The sequence below is a fragment of the Actinoplanes sp. OR16 genome, assembly GCF_004001265.1.
GTDB lineage: Bacteria > Actinomycetota > Actinomycetes > Mycobacteriales > Micromonosporaceae > Actinoplanes.
Window position 1 is genome coordinate 4,088,938 of the sequence record NZ_AP019371.1, and the last position, 16,911, is coordinate 4,105,848.

Here is a 16,911-nt window from a genome sequence, read left to right on the forward strand (position 1 = left end):
CTTCAGTGCGGGAAGTGGCGGGACAGCTGCGGCGGGCACACGCCGCAGGGGAGCGTGGTGGCGAATCCGGCGGCCTGGCTGGCCCGCAGCCGGCGGAGCCGGATCTTGGCGACGTCGGCGCGGGACTCGACGTCGGCGACGGCCCGGCCCAGATCGGCGGCGTCCAGGACCGTGGTGGTCACGAAGAGCGACATCAGGCCGACGCCGGAACCGGTCGCCTCCTCCCGCGCGGTCTGCTGGGCGCGTTCCCGGTCGGCCAGGTCGCGGGCCGACTCGTCGCGGCGCTGCGCGCGGTTGTACGCCTGCCGGAAAGCCGCCGCGTTGACCTCGCTCTCGACGATCCGGGCCGCCTCGCCCGCCGGGAACGGCCGGTAGAGCAGCGTGACCCGTTTCGGGTGCGGTCCCGGGGCGAGCAGCCGGGCCAGCACGTCCGAGTGCACGTTCTGCCGTGGCGCCTCGTGCCAGGCCCAGGAGACCGAGACACCGGAGTCGTGCTCGTACCGGTCGGTGTGTTCCTCGGCCATCACCGGCCCGCAGGTCTCCCAGTCGACCCAGCGGGTCAGGTCGAGCTCGGTGAGCCGGGCGACGGCGCCGCGCTGCGCCGGGTCGAACGCGGTCCGCACGGTGGCGGCGAGGTTCTCCGCGGTGGCCCGGCCGAGCACGGTCAGCCCGCAGCTGCCGAGCGAGTCCTGCAGGCCGGGCAGGGTTCGGGAGATCTCGTCCAGCGCCTCGTCGGCGTTCCCCGGCTTGGCCGGCGACGCCCCCGGCCGGAACGTGATCGACACCCGGGTCTCGACGTCGGCGGCCGCCGCCGGGGACACCTCGACGAGCCGGCGCAGCACCCGCTGAGCGGACGCCGGACCGTGCGGCACGATCCGCCGGCCGACGTGGTCGGCGAGCCGGGAACCCTGGTCCGGCGCGGTGTCGACGGTGATCGCGACGTGGCTGACGATCGGCAGGTAACCGAGGTTCGCCAGCCAGCCGGCCCAGTTCGAGACCCAGGCGGCGGCGGTGCCGGAGTCGGCCAGCCAGGTGGAGGTGGCCGCGCAGCGCAGCGTGACCGTCATCGTGCCGAGCCGCTTGTTGTAGACCACGCCGTAGCTGCCGGCCGCGTCGTCGACGGAGCGCAGCAGGGTCGGGGCGAGCACGCCCGGCAGCTGCCAGGCGTGTTCCCCGGCCACCATGACCCCGGAGCGGTACGAGGTGTAGCCGCGGTTCGCCCCGATCAGCCACCGGACCCGCTGGGTGATCCCGGCGGAGAGCGGAACACCGTCCCAGCGCACCAGCAGCAGCGCTACCAGCAGCGCGCAGGGCACCACGGTGATGCCGAGCGCCTTCAGGCTGATCGACCCGGAGATGATCACGGCGGTCACCGCGATCAGGACGGTGAGGGTCTGCGCCGGGCCGAGCCCGAACAGGCCCATGCCTCGGGAGCGCCGCCAGCCACCGTACGTGCGTACCTGCTCGCTCATCGGCTCGTTCCCTCATCCATGGCGGACTGCGCGTTCTCCGCCGCCGACTTGACCGCTCCGACGGCGACCTCGGCTCCCTTGATCGCGACCAGGGCGACCGGGGCGGCCGGTCCGGTGGCGGCCGCTGCTCCGGCGGCTCCCGCTCCGGCGGCACCTGCTCCCGCGGCACCTGCTGCTCCGGCGCCGGCCCCTGCTGCTCCGGCCCCTGCTGCTCCGGCCCCGGCTCCAGCGCCGGCAGCGCCCGCTCCCGCGCCGGCTGCCCCCGCGCCTGCTCCACCCGTGCCGGCGGCAGCTCCCGCCGTACCCCCGGAAGTGGAAATGCCGCCGCTCGCTCCCTGTGCCGCACCGGTGGGAGGCGTGGTCGCCGCGCCCGTCGGTGAGCCGCCACCGCTGCCCGGGCCCTGGCTGTCCATGTACCGGGCGTGGTCACCGGCGCTGTTACCACCACCGCCGCCACCACCACCGGCGCCGCGCAGCGACGACGCGCCGTGCATCCCGGCGGCGGCCGCGCCCATCAGACCTCCGCCACCGCCGCCGCCGCCGACCTGGCCGGTGAAGATGGTGAAGAACTTCATCAGCATCGGCAGCGCCACCATGGACATCACGACCATGCCGAGGCCCATCAGCCAGTCCCGGCTGTTGCCGCGCATCATCATGATCGCGACGGCGTAGACCGAGACGGCCGCCGGTTTGTACGCCGCGAGCGCGATCGTCCAGCCCAGCGTCTTCTGGAACCAGGCGCTGGTGGTCCGGGTGACGGTGCCGGCCGCGGCGAACTGCAGCAGACCGGCCAGGATCACGATCGCGCCCTCCCGGAAGATCATCAGAATGATCTGGGTGAGCACCGCGAAGACCATCACGATCCCGATCAGGATCATGAGGATGGGCGCCACCGGGGCGGCCGGGACCATCAGCCCGGTCATCGCCACGGCGAGGCCGTCGCTCGCCGACTTGCCGTTCTCCCGCATCACCGCCTCGGCGAGCAACCACGTCGAGTAGCTGTCGCCGGCCTTGAGCATCAGGTGGGTTCCGGCCACGCCGATGGCGCCCCAGAGCGCGGTGTTCCACACACCGCGGACCGCCTGCATGAACCCCTCGCCCTTGCGGCTGATCACCACGGTGATGCCCTGCCAGATCAGGCCGCCGACCAGCACGATGAGCGTCAGCGGCAGCATGTAGCCGCGCAGCTCCTGTGCCGGCCCGGCGCTCGCCTGATTGCAGTTCTGGATCCAGTCGTCGCCCCAGGTGGCGGCGTTGTCCCGGGTGCCGCCGGTCTTGCAGAGGTCGTTCGACGGGATCAGGGTCCAGCTCGCCAGGATCATCACGACGAACTCGATGGCCTGCTTGACGGCGGCGGCGATGCCGTCGAGCACGGTGCCGACGATGCCGGTGGCGACGTTCTCCGAGCCCTTGGTGGCCCACTCGATCGCGCATCCGGCCGGGAAGAAGGGGTTGCACAGCAGACTGGGCACGACTCACCTGCCAGGACTGAACGGTTGGAAAGCGGCGACGTCGGCGGGCGACGCGGCCGACATGGTCTCCTCGAAGCGGCCGCTCAGCGGCGCCTGCAACGCCCAGTCCTCGCCGGTCCAGACCATCTGCACCTGCGAGACGGCCTGGACCAGCTCGCCGGTCGGCCCGCTCGCCTCGGTGAGCAGCCGGACCACGGCGGTGTCCGGGCGGTACCCGGTCAGCTGGTAACCGCGCAGCGTGGCGGCGAGGCTGCCGAGCGGCTCCCCGTCGGCGGCGCCGGCCTGCTCCCGCATCTGCGTGTAGACCTGCGCCACCTGCTCGCGCATCGGCGTGGCGCCGGGACCGACCACCTGGTCGCGCAGCGTCGGGTCGAAGATCGCCGAGCCGACCTGCGGGTTGGCGCGGACCACGATGTGCACGGCGGCCAGCACCGCGCCGCCGGCGTCGTGGGTGAATCCGCGGGCCAGCCCGGCGGCGTCGTCGTGGGGTCCGGACCGGGCCGAGACCGGGACGGCGATCCCGGCCAGCTCGTTCCAGACCAGGTCGTCGGGGAGGGCCCCGCCGCCGGCATCACCGGCAGCGGGGCTGACCACGGCGGCGGTGGTCGCGGTGACCGGCGGCGGTGCGGCCTCGTCGGTCGTACGGAGGGACGGGGTCCCCGCGGCGAGGATGATGACCGCGGTGACCGTGCTCCCGGCCACCGCCGCCGCCGTCAGGCAGACGGCGAGGAACCGGTTGCGCCGGCGTCGAGCCCGGGCGATGACGTCGTAGGTCATGGCTCAGCCCGGCAGGACCGCGCCGACGATGACCGCGCCGACCGCGCCGAGGGTCAGCCCGCCGAGCACCCACGGGATGCCGGCCGCGCCGTCGGCGGCGAACGACGACCGGTTGCGCCGGCCGACGGTCATCATGATCCCGCAGATGAACAGACCGGCGACGCCGCCGAGGATCAGCACCCACTTGAGCCAGCCGAGGAACATGTTCCCGGCCGCCTCCAGCCCGGGCGGGGCGACCGGGGCGGGGTTGGGGGCTGCCAGCACGATGTCGGCCGCCGCGGTGACGTAGTGAACGAGCATGGGTGACTCCTCGAAGGATCGGTGATGCCCCGGCCGGGCATCTGCCGAAGACCTTCGCCGCCGGGGGCTGACGGCGGAGTTGACGTCACCGTCGACGGTCGCGCTACCGGCGTTACCACCGTTTCCGGCAGCGGTAACGGCGCTACCGGCGGGCCATCGTGACGGGCATGGACGCAGCCACCCGATCCGCTGCCGTGCTCCTGGCCCTGCTGATGGCCGGCTGCTCGGCCGGCCCGCACACAGCCGCCACCGCTCCCGCCGCCGACGCTGGACCGGCCGCCGTCTCTTCCGGCGCGCCGCTCGTCGCCGTGCCGGCCGTCCCCGCCGCCGAGCCGGTACCGCCGGAACCGGTCGTGGCGCCGGTGCGGCCCCCGGTCGCCTCCGGTTTCGGCTACGGCGATCCGGCGGAGGTCTGTGCCGCCTTCGCCGCGGCGCTCTACAGCGCGGACACCGTCGCCGACGCGGGACCGGCCGACGCCTACCGGCGGGCGGCGGCGTACATGTCCGGCGCCCTCGCCGCGCAGAGCGCCGCCGCGGCCCGCGACTCCCGGTGGGAGACCTGGCGGCGGCAGCGCGCCCGGCTGGAGACGTCGGTGGAGGTGCTCGACCCGAACCCGCGGCAGACCGACACCGCTGTCACGTCGCGCCGCTCGGTGCTGGTCACCGCCGTGCCGGCCGGCGACCGCGGATGGCGCGGCCCGGAGGAACGCAGCGTCCTCGACTGCGACCTGCGCCGCGGCGGGCCGGACGGCGCAGGCTGGCGGGTCGCCCACTATCAGGTGCAGACGGCGGGCCTGCGATGAACGGCAACCGGGCCCTGACGATCGCGGCGGTGATCGTGGCCGGCATCGCGGTGTCGCCGATCGTGCTCCTCGTCCTGGTGGCGGTGAGCGTGCTCGGTTCCAGCCCGGCGATGGCCTGCACGGTGACCGCGCTGCCGAGCGCCGCCCCGGGCGCGTCCGGCAGTCCGGCGCCCGCTCCCACCCCGGCGCCCGGGCCGGCGCCGGTCACCGAGGTGGGCAACTGGAACGCCGAGCAGGTCGGGCACGCCGCCACGATCGTCACGGTCGGCGCCGAGATGAACGTGCCGAAGTACGGCTGGGTGGTCGCGGTGGCCACCGCCATGCAGGAGTCCTCGCTGCGCAACCTCGGCGATCTCGGTGACGCCAACGACCACGACTCGCTCGGGCTCTTCCAGCAGCGGCCGAGCATGGGCTGGGGCACGCCGGCGCAACTGACCGATCCCCGGTACGCCGCCCGCAAGTTCTACGAGCGTCTCGTCGAAGTGGACGGCTGGCAGGAGTTGCCGCTCACGGTCGCGGCGCAGCGGGTGCAGCGCAGCGCCACCCCGGACGCGTACGCGAAGTGGCAGACCGAGGCGGAGCAGATCGTCGACGCGGTCACCGGCACGCTCGGCATCACCTGCACCAGTGACGGCGGTGACGGGCTGCCCGGCAGCGGGACCGGTGGCATCCCGCCCGGCTACCGTCTCCCGTCCGACCAGCAGCAGGCCGCCGCCGTGCGGTTCGCGCTGGAACAGGTCGGTGAGCCGTACGTCTTCGGCGCCGAAGGACCGGACACCTGGGACTGCTCCGGCCTGATGCAGAAGGCGTGGGCGGCGGCCGGGGTGAGCATCCCGCGGGTGACCGGCGATCAGGTGCGCACCGGCGTGGCGGTCGGCTCGCTGGCCGCGCTGGAACCCGGCGATCTGATCCTGATCCCCGGCTCGGACGGGACGATGAGCCGGCCCGGGCACGTCGGGATGTACATCGGCCTCGGCGGCGACGGCAAGCAGTACCTGGTGCACGCGCCGCGGACCGGCGACGTGGTGAAGGTGGTGCCGGTCAGCGGCTGGAGCAGCAAGGTCGCCGCGATCCGGCGGCCGGTGGCGAAATGAGACGGTCAGGCCAGCAGTGCCAGCATCGCCAGCGAACCGCCGACCAGGTACGGCCCCATCGCGATGTGCGAGCCGCGCCGCACCCGCCGGCTGATCAGCAGCCCGGCCGCCACCACGCCGCTGGCGAGGAAGGACAGGAACAGCACCCCGAACACCGTGCTCCAGCCCCACCAGCCGAACAGGGCGGCGATCGAGACGAACAGCTTCACGTCGCCGAGGCCGAGCCCGCGCGGCCCGAGGATCAGCGCGAACACCAGCAGCGCCGCGCCGTAGACCAGCGCGCAGAGCACCGACCGCCCCAGCGCCGGCCAGGCGCCGCCGGTCGCCGCCGCCACCGTCTCCATCAGCAGCACGCCGGCCAGGGCGGCGCCGGTGAGCACGTCGGGCAGCCGGTGCACCCGCAGGTCGATGAAGAGCAGCGGCACCGCGCAGAGCACCCACCAGGCCGCGCCGATCGCGATCGGGATCGAGGGCGCCGCCAGGACCGCGATCGTCACACCCATCAAGATCAAAATCTCGAGGAGGTACGCCGGCGCCCCGAGCGAATGGCCGCACCCGCCGCACCGACCCGCAGGCCACAACGCGGACCACGCGGGCGACTCCGGCCGCAGCGGCGAACCACATCCGTCGCAGCCGGTCCGGGCCGGTTCGCCCGGCTCGACGGCGAGCCTGGCGACCAGCCATCGCAGTCCGGGCGTGACCGCGAGCAGCATCGCCGAGCGGGTGGTCCGCCGGGTGACGAGCGTGTCTCCCATCCGGGGAAAACCTCCTGCGTCGATGGACGACACGACGACGATCGATCGACGAATGACCTGTCGCGGTGGCCGCTATCGATCTATGCTGCCTCTTCGGCACACCGTCGCGTTAGGACGACAGGCAGCCAACCACATCAGTGGCGCGTCGTACAGGCCGGTTTCGGGGGAGGGCCGCATGACGATCTATCTGTGTCCGGACACAGGGCTGCCTCGCGCGTGGATACCACCCGCGGCCGTCCGGTCCCGATAGTCCTCCGCTTTCGACCGTCCGCCCGGCACGCCGCCGGATTCCGTACTGTTCCGAGCCGAGAAGCCCAGGTGGTCTCCGCATGACAACCACGCCCACGTCCGCCCCGCCGCAGCTCACCGCCGCGGTGGCGATCCCCAAGGTGGCCCCGCAGCGCCGGTGGCGTCCCATGCTCGTCTGGCTGGGCGTCGCGATGATCGCGATCGGCGGCCTCATCGGGTGGCGGCTGCTGGCCACGGTCGGCAGCACCGCCGAGTACCTCGCGGTCAGCCAGCGGGTCGAGGCCGGTTCGGAGATCACCGTCGACAAGCTGACGAAGGTGCGGATCACGACCGATCCGGCGCTGCGCCCGATCAAGGCGGCCGACGCCTCCGCGGTGATCGGCAAGTACGCGACCGTCGGCCTGGTCGCCGGCACGCTGCTGACCGAGGCGCAGCTGACCGACGAGCCGGTGCCCGGCCCGGGCAGGCAGCTCGTCGGCATCAGCCTCGGCGAGGAGCGGGTGCCGAGCAAGCGCATCGTCCCCGGCGACACCGTCCGGCTGATCATCACGAACGACGACAGCCCGTCCGCGGCGAACCCCGCCCGCAAGGCCGAGCCCGCCCCGGAGATCGTCACCGCCGTCGTGGTCGACGTCCGGGACGGCGTGAAGGAGGGCAGCACCCTGCTCAACGTGGCGGTGCCGAACCGGGACGCCGCGATGGTGGCGGCCCGCGCCGCCGACGAGCGGATCGTCGTCTCGCTGAGCTCGGGGAGGTGACATGGCGATCATCGCGATGGTGTCGGCCAAGGGCTCACCCGGCGTCACCACCACCGCCCTGGCCTGCGCGCTGTCCTGGCAGCGCCCGGCGCTGCTGGCCGAGTGCGACCCGGCCGGCGGCAGCGTGCTCGCCGGCTACCTGAGCGCGCTGGAGATCGAGCCGATGGGTCTGCTGCAGCTGGCCGTCGCCGAGCTGCGCGGCACCGCCGCCACCGAGTTCCCGAACCAGATCATCGACCTGGACGGCAAGCAGCCCGGCCGCCGGCTCCTGCTGCCCGGCATCGCCGACCCGGTGCAGGCCGGCACGGTCCGGCCGACCTGGGACCGGCTCACCGCATTCTTCGCCGGGCTGGAGGAGGGCGAACCCGGGCACGACGTGATCGCCGACTGCGGCCGGCTGTCCAGCGCCGCCACGCCGTGGCCGCTGCTGCAACGCGCCGACCTGGTGCTGCTGGTCGTCGCCGCCACCTCGCTGCGGACCATCTCACCGGCGATGCCGGCCGCCACCCAGCTGCGCCGGGACCTCACCGAGAACGGCCGCGGCACCGGGTCGCTGGGCCTGGTGCTGGTCGGCGACGGCCCCTACCGGTCCGCCGAGATCCAGCAGCGGCTGCAGCTGCCGCTGATCGCCGAGCTGCCGTACGACAAGCGCACCGCCGCGGTGCTCAGCGACGGCGGCCGGCTGCGCGGCAACGCCTCCCTGCTGCGGGCGGCCGCCGCGGCGGAGGACACCGTCGCGCAGGCGATCGCACGCCGGCGGGCCCAGCTCAACATCGGCCAGGAGGTCCGGCATGGCTGAGGTCTCGGTGCGGCAGCTTCCGCCCGTACCCCCGAATGGGAATGGGAATCACCGAGCCGCAGCCGGCGGCAGCACCGTGACCATCGACGAGCCTCGCCGTCCCGGTGTGGACTATGCCGCCGTCCGGACGCTGCGCACCCAGGTGAGCAAGGAACTCACCGAGAAGCTGCGCGACCTCACGAACGTCTCGCTGGAGTACCGGCAGGCCGAGGGTGAGCGGATCGCGTCGCGGATGGTCCGGGAGCACGTCGACGCCCGGATGCAGGCCGGCGAGCCGGTCACCCCGGCCGAGGAGGCGGCGCTGCTCGACGCGGTCGCCGCCGACATGTTCGGTGTCGGCCGGCTGCAGCTGCTGCTCGACCGCCCGGACATCGTCAACATCCACATCCTCGGCTGCGACCGGGTCCGGATCGAGCACACCGACGGGCGGATCACCTTCGGCGATCCGGTCGCCGACACCGACGAGGACCTGGTGTCGATGCTGCAGGTGCTGGCCATGCGGGCCGGCGCCACCGAACGCTCGCTCTCCTCCACCAAGCCGTGGCTGGACATGCAGCTGCCGGACGGCAGCCGGCTCACCGTCGTCTACCAGGTGTCGGTGCGGCCCTACGTCACCATCCGGCGGCACACCCTCATGCAGGTCACCCTGGAGGATCTGCGCGATAAGTACGGCGCGATCGACGACCTGCTCTGCCAGTTCCTCAAGGCCGCGATGGCCGCCGGGCTGAACATCATGGTCGCCGGGCTGGCCGACGCCGGGAAGACCACGATGCTGCGCGCCCTGGCCGGGGAGATCCCGGAGAAGGAACAGTTCGTTGTCCTGGAGGAGAGCCGCGAGCTCGGCCTGCACTCCACCGGCGCGCACCCGTGGGCGATGAGCCTGGAAGCGCGCGAGGGCCACGGCGCGCGCGGCGCCGACGGCCGGCCCGCCGGTGAGGTCACCATCGCCGACCTGATCCCGCTGACCCTGCGGATGTCGGTGCAGCGGATCATCGTCGGCGAGGTCCGCTCCCGCGAGATCGTGCCCATGCTGCAGGCGATGGCCACCAGCAAGGGCTCGATGTGCACGATCCACGCCCGCGACCCGCGCTCGGTCATGGACCGGGTCATCGAGCTGGCCCTGCAGCACGGCGCCGAGATGAAGGCCGACCTGGCCCGTCGGATGGCGGCCGGCGCCATCGACCTGATCCTCTACCTGACCGTCGAGGACGAGACGAAGCTCGGCGGACGCAAGCTCCGGTACGTCTCGGAGATCGTGGAAGTGCACGGCATGGTCGACGACCAGCTGGTCACCACCACCGTGTTCGGGCCCGGGCCGGACGGCCGGGCGGTGCCGCGCAACATGCCCGAGCGGGTCCGGGACGCGCTGCGGCGGGTCGGCTACGACCCCCGGATCCTCACCGCGTACGCCCAGCAGGGCGAGAACAACCGCGGCGCGTGGACCCACGAGCTGCACCGGATCGCGAGGCTCGCATGATCCTCGACCTGGCCGCCGTGTTCGCCGCGATGCTCGCCATCGGCGGCGCGATCCTCGGCGTCGTCGGCGTCGCCGGCACCACGAAACCGCCCGGCCCGCCGTCCGCCGCCGCCCGCCGGCTGCGCCGCTGGTGGACCGGGCCCAGCCGGAACCGCCGGGAGCAGCGCGCCCGGCAGACCATGATGATCGGCGCGGTCGTGGCCGGCGCCGCGGCCTGGCTGATCACCGGCTGGCCGGCGGCCGGCCTGATCGTCGGCGTGGCGGTGCCGGGCCTGCCCTGGCTCTTCAACTCCGGCCGGATGGAACGCCGCGCCCTGGCCCGCCTCGAAGCCGTCGAGGCCTGGACCCGCCGCCTCGCCGACATCGTGGCCCGCGGCATCGGCCTGCAGCAGGCGATCGTCGCCACGAACGCGTCGCCGCCGCAGCTCATCGCCCGTGAGGTAGCCGACCTGGCAGCGCGCATGCAGTCCGGCACCGAACCGGTCCTCGCGCTCCGCCAGTTCGCCGACGATTTGGACGACTACACCGCCGATCAGGTGGTGGCCCCGCTGATGCTGCACGTGAGCGACCGCAGCGAGGGACTGCACGAGGTCCTCACCGACATCTCCCGCTCGATCGCCGCCGAGGTCGAGATGCGCAGCACCGTCGACGCGAAACGAGCCGGGCCGCGCTTCGCGGTGAAGTTCCTGACCATGATGACCGCCGGGCTGCTCGCGCTCGGGCTGCTCAATCCGACCTATCTGAAGCCGTTCGGCACGTTCACCGGCCAGATGCTGCTGCTCTTCCTGACCGGCTTCTACATCTTCCTGATGCGCATGGTCCGCAACCTCAGCCTGCCGCCGGAGCGGGCGCGCCTGCTGCCCCCGATCGACGCCGAGGTGGTGAACGCATGAGCACGCAGCTGATCGTCGTGGTGCTGGTCGGCTCGCTCGTCGCCCTCGGACTGTTCCTGCTCCTGACCCAGCTCGTCCCGGCGCCGCCCGCCCTCGGCCCGGCGCTGCGCCGCCTGCACCCGGTGGCCGGCATCGCTCCGGGCCGGGACACGATGGGCTCGCTCAAACGTCACTTCCGGGTTCCGTACGCGGACCTGCGCCTGCTCGACCGCAGTCCCGACACCTATTGGCTGACGCTCGGGTTGTCGGCCCTCTTCGGCCTGCTGATCCCGATGCTCTTCGGTGTCGCCGTCCTGGTGCTGCGGCTGCCGGTCCCGGCAACGCTGCCGTTCGCCGGCAGCGTGCTCGTCGCCGCGGTGTCGGTGTGGCTGGCGCACCGGGACGTGATCACCAAAGCGCAGACCGCCCGTGGCGAGTTCACCCGGGCCATGTGCACCTACCTCGACCTCTCGGCCCACCAGGTGCTCGGCGGGCACGGCCCGGTCGAGTCGCTGAGCCGGGCGGCTTCGGTGTGCCAGGGCTGGGTCTTCACCCGGATCCGCGAGGCTCTGCTCAGTGCCGAGCTGCAGCTGCGCGCTCCTTGGGACGAGCTGAAGGTGCTCTCCCGGGACATCGAAGTGATCGAACTCGGCGACCTGGCCGACATCATGCGCACCGCCGGCAGTGAGGGCGCCAACGTCTACCGGACGCTGCGGGCCCGCGCCGACTCATTGCGTGACCAGCTGCGTACGCAGGCTCTCGCCGAGGCCGAGGTGCGTACCAACAAGCTCGACATCCCCGCGTCCGCCCTGATCCTCATCCTGCTCGTGCTCATGGGCTATCCGTTCCTAAGCCGGGTGCTCGCCCAGTAACCGCGCACCATCCACGGGAGGAAAACATGTCCCACTTCCTGCTCACCTGCTACACCGCCGTCGCGGCGCGTTGGGGCGCCCTGACCGACCCTGCGGAACGCGAGCGGGGCGACAGCCCGGTCTCCACGGCGATCATCGTGGCGCTGGTCGCAGCGGCGGCACTTGCCGTCGCCACGCTGATCGCCACCATCGCGAACAACTGGGCCGCGCGGATCCCGCAGTAGTGGTCCGCCGTCTTCTCCGCCGAGCCGGCCGGTTGCCCCGCCGCGTGCTGGGCGACCGGCTCGGTCCGGGCGATCGTGGCGCCAGCCCGGTGGAGTTCGCCATCATCGCCGGGCCGATGCTGGTGCTCGGGTTCATCGTGCTGCAGGCCGGGTTCGTCTTCCACGCCCAGTCGATCGCGCTGGGCGCCGCCACCCAGGGAGTGAACGCCGCCCGTGGCTACCACTCCAGCGCCGGCGCCGGTGACCGGCAGGCGCGGCAGTTCCTGGCCGCCGCCGGAACCGGGCTGACCAACCAGAACGTCACGGTCGGCCGCAGTGGCACCGCCGTCACCGTCACGGTGACCGGCCGGGCCGTCGCGCTGATCCCGGGACTGTCCTTCTCGATACGCCGGACCGCGCACGGGCCGGTGGAACGGGTGACCCAGCCATGATGTCTCTTCGCCGCCGCCGTGATGCCGGCTCCGCCTCGGTGGAGCTGGCCATCCTCGCGCCCGTCATCCTCGGCCTGGTCGCCCTGACCGTCTACGCCGGCCGGGTGACCCTCGCCCGGCAGGCAGTGGACGCGGCAGCGTTCGACGCCGCCCGGACCGCGTCGATCGCCCGCACCGAGGGCGCCGCCCGATCCACCGGGCGGTCGGCCGGGCTGTCCACCCTCGGGTCGCTCGGCCTGAGCTGCCGGTCCCGGGACGTGTCCATCAACGCGTCGGAATTCGACAAGGATCCCGGCGAGGCCGGCACGGTCAGCGCCCGGGTGTCCTGCACCGTCGACGGCAGCGATCTCGGTCTGCCCGGTATCCCGCTCCGCACCAGGCTGACCGGGACGTTCACCTCGCCGCTCGACACCTACCGGGGGCGTGGATGACGCGCCGCGACGACGGCCGGATCGCGATCTTCTTCGCCATCCTGGCCCCCGCCTACCTCGCCATGATCGGGCTGGTCGTCGACGGCGGCGGGAAGATCCGTGCCCTGCAGCGCGCCGACAACATCGCCGCCGAGGCGGCCCGCGCCGCCGGGCAGGCGATCAACGCCGGTCAGGCCATCGAGGGCGGCGAGAAGGTCGTCGACCTGCGGGCGGCCAGGGGAGCGGCGGCCGCCTACCTGGGCCGGCTCGACGGCGTCACCGGCTCGGTGACCAGCACCGGCGACCCGCGCAGCCTCATCGTCAACGTCCAGGTCGCCTGGAATCCCGTCTTCCTCGGCGCGTTCGGCGTCTCCGGCGCGACGGTGACCGGTCAGGCCACCGCCAACCTCGTCGTCGTGCGATAACGACCCCTCCGGAAAGGGAGCAGCCTGTGGCACGCCCCGCATCCTCCGACAGCCGCATCGGGCAGCTGCTCACCGCTGTCGCCGCCCTGCTCGTGGTGGCGCTGATCGGCGCGTTGCCGGTACTGCTGATCTGGGCCACCGGCAACCCGCTGCCGGGCATCGCCGGCTGGTTCTCCGACGCCGCCGCCGACCCGGGGTCCGCGGGGACGTCGCTGTGGCAGGCGGTGTCCGGGCCGGACGACGGCGAACTGTTCCTGCAGACGCTCACCGCTGTCAGCTGGATCGCGCTGGTCTTCGCGACCTGGGCCTGGATCACGTTCGTCGGCGCGTTCCTGGTCGAGTTCGGCGCGCAGCTCAGCGCCCGGCGGCACGGCCGGGTGCCGCGCAGCACCCGCCCGATCCGGGGCATGCGGATGCAGCAGCGGGCCGCCGCCGTACTCGCCGCCGCGATCATCGGGGCTCTCGGCGCGCCGGCGCTCGCCTCCGCGTCGGTGACCATGCCCAGCGCCTCGGCCGCCGTCGCCGCCGTCCAGCAGCAGCGGCAACAGCCGGCGCCGGTCGTCGCGCAGGCCGCCGGTTCCTACCTGGAAGTCCAGGTCGAACGCGGGGAGAGCCTGCTCGACATCGCGGAACGCCACGGCCTGTCGCCGCAGCGTCTCGCCGACGCCAACTACGGGCGCACGCAGCCGGACGGCCGGGCCATGCAGCCGGGGACCATGCGGGTCTACGCCGGCTGGACGCTCCGGGTGCCGATCGTCAAGGCCGCGGCGGAGGAGCCTTCCTCGTACGTCGTAGCCCGCGGCGATCGACTCGCCGACATCGCGGAACGCTTCCTGGGCGACGAGGAACGCTACCCGGAGATCGCCCGCGCCAACCCGGACCTGGAACGGCGCGACGCCCGCTTCCCCGACCACATCGAACGCAACTGGAAGATCACCCTGCCGGCCGACGCGGTCGATCGAGGCGTCCGAGCCCACGCGAACGGCGCAGTGACCACCGAACGCGCGGCGCCCGCCGCGAAGACAGCAGCGCCGGAGAAAGACGCGGCGGGAAAGACCGAGGCCGGGAAGGACACGGCGGGAAAGACCGAGGCGGGGAAGGACACGGCCGGGAAGGACACGGCCGGGAAGGACGGTGCCGTGATGGGGCCGGCCACCGGGCGGGAAGGCTCCTCGCGGGACAAACCGGAAGCAGCATCCGAAAAGCCGCCGGCGAAGGCTTCCGCCCAGGCAACCGCTCCTTCGACCGCCGCACCTTCTCCTTCTACGCCGTCCGCGTCCGTCAAGCCGTCCGCTTCCGCCGCGTCATCAGCTTCCGCCGCGTCATCAGCGACGGCCGAACCGTCAGCCACAGCCGGGTCGCCGTCGGCCACAGCCGGGTCGCCGTCGGCCACAGCCGGGTCGTCGTCGGCGGAGGCATCGGCGGCGGAGAACGCGGCCGGGACGGCGGAGCAGGACGAGCAGGGTGGGGATGAGGTCAGCGCCGGCGTTGTCGCCGGCTCGCTCGCCGGGGCCGGGCTGCTCAGTGCTCTGCTCCTGGCTGGGGTCCTCAGACGGCGGCAGCGGCAGCGGCAGCATCGGCGGCCGGGGCGCAGGTTGCCGCATCCGCGGGGCGGAGCCACCGAGACGGCGCTGCGGGTGGCCGAGCAGCCGGCCGACGTGGACCGGCTCGACCGGGCGCTGCGGCTGCTCACGGCCGCGCTCGGTGAGCGCGGGGAGGCGCTGCCGGACATCGCCGCCACCTGGATCGTCGATCAGAGCGTCACGCTGGTGCTGAGCGAGCCGTGCCCGGCGCCGCCCGCGCCGTGGATCGCCGACGGCTCGAACTGGACGCTGCCCGGCAGTGCCGCGCTGCCCGCCACCGAGGGGGTGCTCGCGCCGCTTCCCACGCTGGTGACGGTCGGTTCGCAGCCGGGACGGCATCTGCTGATCGACCTGGAACGTCTCGGCGGGCTCGCGATCGGCGGCGACCCGGCCCGGGCCGAGGCGCTGCTGCGCTATCTCGCCTGCGAGCTGGCCTGTAACACCTGGTCGGACGAGGTGGAGATCGTGCTGGCCGGTTTCCCTGCCCGGGAGACGGAGTTGCTGGTCGCGCTCAACCCGGATCGGGTACGAGCGGTCTCCTCCGTGTCCGAAGCGGCCGACCGGCTGCGTCGCCGCGCCGCCACGGTGGCGTCCACGCTGGCCGCGGCCGGTGTGCCGGACACGCTGGCCGGACGGGTCACCGACCTCGGTGAGGCCTGGGCGCCGCAGGTGCTGCTGGTGTCCGCGCCGGGCCCGGCCGACATCGCCGCGCTGGAACGGCTGGCCACCGAACTCGGCGCCGCCGGCCGCTGTGCCGTCGCGTTCGCGGCGACCGACTGGACCGGAGGCGAGCGACCGCACGAGCTGATGGTCGAGGTGGACGGCGCTGTGCGGCTCGGTCTCGGCGTACCGGAAGGGGATCTGCTCTTCCAAGCGGCGGGATTGCCGGTCGCCGAGCTCGAACCGCTCGCCGAGATCATGGCGCAGACCCGGGCGGCGACCGACGAGCCGGCGCCGGCCGCGGCGGAACCGGAGCAGTGGGCGCAGGACACCGATGCGGCGGGGGCGGTGCTGCGGCTGTTCCACAGTGAGCCGGCGAGCGTCGCGCCCGAGGTGCAGGAGAGCCCGGATCCGAACAGGCCGGATCCGAACAGGCCGGATCCGAACAGGCCGGATCCGAACAGGCCGGATCCGAACAGGCCGGATCCGAACAGGCCGGATCCGAACAGGCCGGATCCGAACAGGCCGGATCCGAACAGGCCGGATCCGATCGTGGCGATCCCCGCTCTCGTCACGCACAAGGCCGAGCCGGCCGCCATCCGGCAGCGGTCCCGGCGTTCCGACCCGGACCTCGACGCGGATCTGCGCGCCTGGCTGCAGAGCGACGGCGAGCGTCCCCGGGTCGGCGTGCTGGGACCGGTCGACGTGGAAGCGCCCGGGCCGGCGCCGGATCAGCGCCGCCGCTTCCACGCCGAGATCATCGTCTACCTGGCACAGCGCGGCGCCCGTGGCGCGACCGGTGACCAGCTGAGTGAGGCGCTCTGGCCGGACCAGAACGTGAAGGACGCCAGCCGCCGGGTCGCGATCACCCGGGCTCGGCGCTGGCTCGGCGAGACACCGGACGGCGAGCCGTGGCTGCCGGAGATGGGCTCGGACCGGCTCTACCGGCTGCGGCCCGGATACCTGCTGGACTGGCATCTGTTCCGGAGGCTACGCAGCCGTGGCGAGGTGCACGGCCCGGCCGGGGTCAAGGATCTGCGGGCCGCGCTGGAACTGGTCCGCGGCGTACCCCTGGAGGGCGCCGACCGTGCCTACAGCGCCGGCGCGCGCAACCCGTTCACCTGGCTGGCCGAGTCCGAGATCTACCCCGGCCACCTGACCTCGGCGGTCGTGGACACCGCGCACCAGCTCGCCGAGCTGTACCTGGACGCCGGCGACACGGCAGGGGTGCGCTGGGCGGTGCAGCGGGCGTGGCTCGCCGATCCGGACCGCGGCGACGACGCGCCGTGGATCGATCTGATGCGCGCTCTTCACCTGGACCGGCGCACCGCCGAGCTGCGCAACCTCTTCGGTGAGCTGCTGCAGGCCAGGGAGGCCGAGGTGCCCGAGGAGCTGACTCCGGACACCTACAACTGGCTGCGGCAGCTGATGCCGGATCTGCTCGCGGCCACCTCGGCGAATTAGGCGATTGGGAGGAT

At 73.1% G+C, this 16,911-nt stretch carries 17 protein-coding genes; 12 read left to right on the forward strand and 5 right to left on the reverse strand.

Features of this window, described 5'->3' with window-relative positions; genetic code table 11:
* Positions 1-2: 2 nt before the first annotated feature.
* The 4 genes from EP757_RS18970 to EP757_RS18980 are packed head-to-tail and all read right to left on the reverse strand — an operon-like array spanning position 3 to position 4,021.
* Positions 3-1,472 (reverse strand): SCO6880 family protein, encoded by a 1,470-nt coding sequence (locus EP757_RS18970; RefSeq protein WP_127547864.1) that lies wholly within the window; start codon positions 1,470-1,472, stop codon positions 3-5.
* Positions 1,469-2,944 (reverse strand): hypothetical protein, encoded by a 1,476-nt coding sequence (locus tag EP757_RS43415; RefSeq protein WP_127547866.1) that lies wholly within the window; start codon positions 2,942-2,944, stop codon positions 1,469-1,471. The genes EP757_RS18970 and EP757_RS43415 overlap by 4 nt, the downstream gene beginning before the upstream one ends.
* Positions 2,945-2,947: 3 nt before the next feature.
* The gene (locus EP757_RS42815) at positions 2,948-3,721 is read right to left on the reverse strand and encodes a hypothetical protein (protein ID WP_160165817.1); all 774 of its coding nucleotides are present in this window, start codon (positions 3,719-3,721) and stop codon (positions 2,948-2,950) included.
* 3 nt (positions 3,722-3,724) lie between these two features.
* Positions 3,725-4,021, reverse strand: coding sequence for a hypothetical protein (locus EP757_RS18980; RefSeq protein WP_127547868.1), 297 nt, complete (start codon positions 4,019-4,021; stop codon positions 3,725-3,727).
* Between the two features lie 167 nt (positions 4,022-4,188).
* Here EP757_RS18980 and EP757_RS18985 point away from each other — a divergent pair, with 167 nt between their 5' ends.
* Positions 4,189-4,824 (forward strand): hypothetical protein, encoded by a 636-nt coding sequence (locus EP757_RS18985; RefSeq protein WP_127547870.1) that lies wholly within the window; start codon positions 4,189-4,191, stop codon positions 4,822-4,824.
* Entirely contained in the window at positions 4,821-5,918 is a 1,098-nt protein-coding gene (locus tag EP757_RS18990; protein ID WP_127547871.1) for an NlpC/P60 family protein, read from the forward strand. Before EP757_RS18985 ends, EP757_RS18990 begins: the two co-directional genes overlap by 4 nt.
* 5 nt (positions 5,919-5,923) lie before the next feature.
* On the opposite strand, the gene EP757_RS18995 is transcribed toward EP757_RS18990, so the two are convergent.
* Entirely contained in the window at positions 5,924-6,673 is a 750-nt protein-coding gene (locus tag EP757_RS18995; protein WP_127547873.1) for an A24 family peptidase, read from the reverse strand.
* 329 nt (positions 6,674-7,002) lie between these two features.
* Between EP757_RS18995 and EP757_RS19000 the strand changes: the two genes are divergently transcribed.
* Genes EP757_RS19000 through EP757_RS19045 form a run of 10 tightly spaced genes read left to right on the forward strand, consistent with a single transcriptional unit; the run spans position 7,003 to position 16,897 of the window.
* Positions 7,003-7,680 (forward strand): SAF domain-containing protein, encoded by a 678-nt coding sequence (locus EP757_RS19000; RefSeq protein WP_127547875.1) that lies wholly within the window; start codon positions 7,003-7,005, stop codon positions 7,678-7,680.
* 1 nt (position 7,681) lies between these two features.
* Positions 7,682-8,479, forward strand: a complete 798-nt coding sequence (locus tag EP757_RS19005; RefSeq protein WP_127547876.1) for a ParA family protein — start codon at positions 7,682-7,684, stop codon at positions 8,477-8,479.
* Complete coding sequence (locus tag EP757_RS19010) at positions 8,472-9,956, forward strand: CpaF family protein (RefSeq protein WP_127547878.1); 1,485 nt, start codon at positions 8,472-8,474, stop codon at positions 9,954-9,956. The genes EP757_RS19005 and EP757_RS19010 overlap by 8 nt, the downstream gene beginning before the upstream one ends.
* Positions 9,953-10,849, forward strand: coding sequence for a type II secretion system F family protein (locus EP757_RS19015; protein WP_127547880.1), 897 nt, complete (start codon positions 9,953-9,955; stop codon positions 10,847-10,849). The genes EP757_RS19010 and EP757_RS19015 overlap by 4 nt, the downstream gene beginning before the upstream one ends.
* Positions 10,846-11,700, forward strand: a complete 855-nt coding sequence (locus tag EP757_RS19020) for a type II secretion system F family protein (RefSeq protein ID WP_127547882.1) — start codon at positions 10,846-10,848, stop codon at positions 11,698-11,700. The genes EP757_RS19015 and EP757_RS19020 overlap by 4 nt, the downstream gene beginning before the upstream one ends.
* 26 nt (positions 11,701-11,726) lie before the next feature.
* Positions 11,727-11,924, forward strand: a complete 198-nt coding sequence (locus tag EP757_RS19025) for a hypothetical protein (protein ID WP_127547884.1) — start codon at positions 11,727-11,729, stop codon at positions 11,922-11,924.
* Complete coding sequence (locus tag EP757_RS19030) at positions 11,924-12,355, forward strand: TadE family protein (RefSeq protein WP_232050568.1); 432 nt, start codon at positions 11,924-11,926, stop codon at positions 12,353-12,355. The genes EP757_RS19025 and EP757_RS19030 overlap by 1 nt, the downstream gene beginning before the upstream one ends.
* Entirely contained in the window at positions 12,352-12,786 is a 435-nt protein-coding gene (locus EP757_RS19035) for a TadE family protein (protein WP_127547886.1), read from the forward strand. The genes EP757_RS19030 and EP757_RS19035 overlap by 4 nt, the downstream gene beginning before the upstream one ends.
* Positions 12,783-13,190 (forward strand): pilus assembly protein TadG-related protein, encoded by a 408-nt coding sequence (locus EP757_RS19040; RefSeq protein ID WP_127547888.1) that lies wholly within the window; start codon positions 12,783-12,785, stop codon positions 13,188-13,190. Before EP757_RS19035 ends, EP757_RS19040 begins: the two co-directional genes overlap by 4 nt.
* A gap of 26 nt (positions 13,191-13,216) precedes the next feature.
* A complete protein-coding gene (locus tag EP757_RS19045; protein WP_127547890.1) occupies positions 13,217-16,897 on the forward strand; it encodes a LysM peptidoglycan-binding domain-containing protein in 3,681 nt (1,226 codons plus the stop codon).
* Positions 16,898-16,911: the final 14 nt, after the last annotated feature.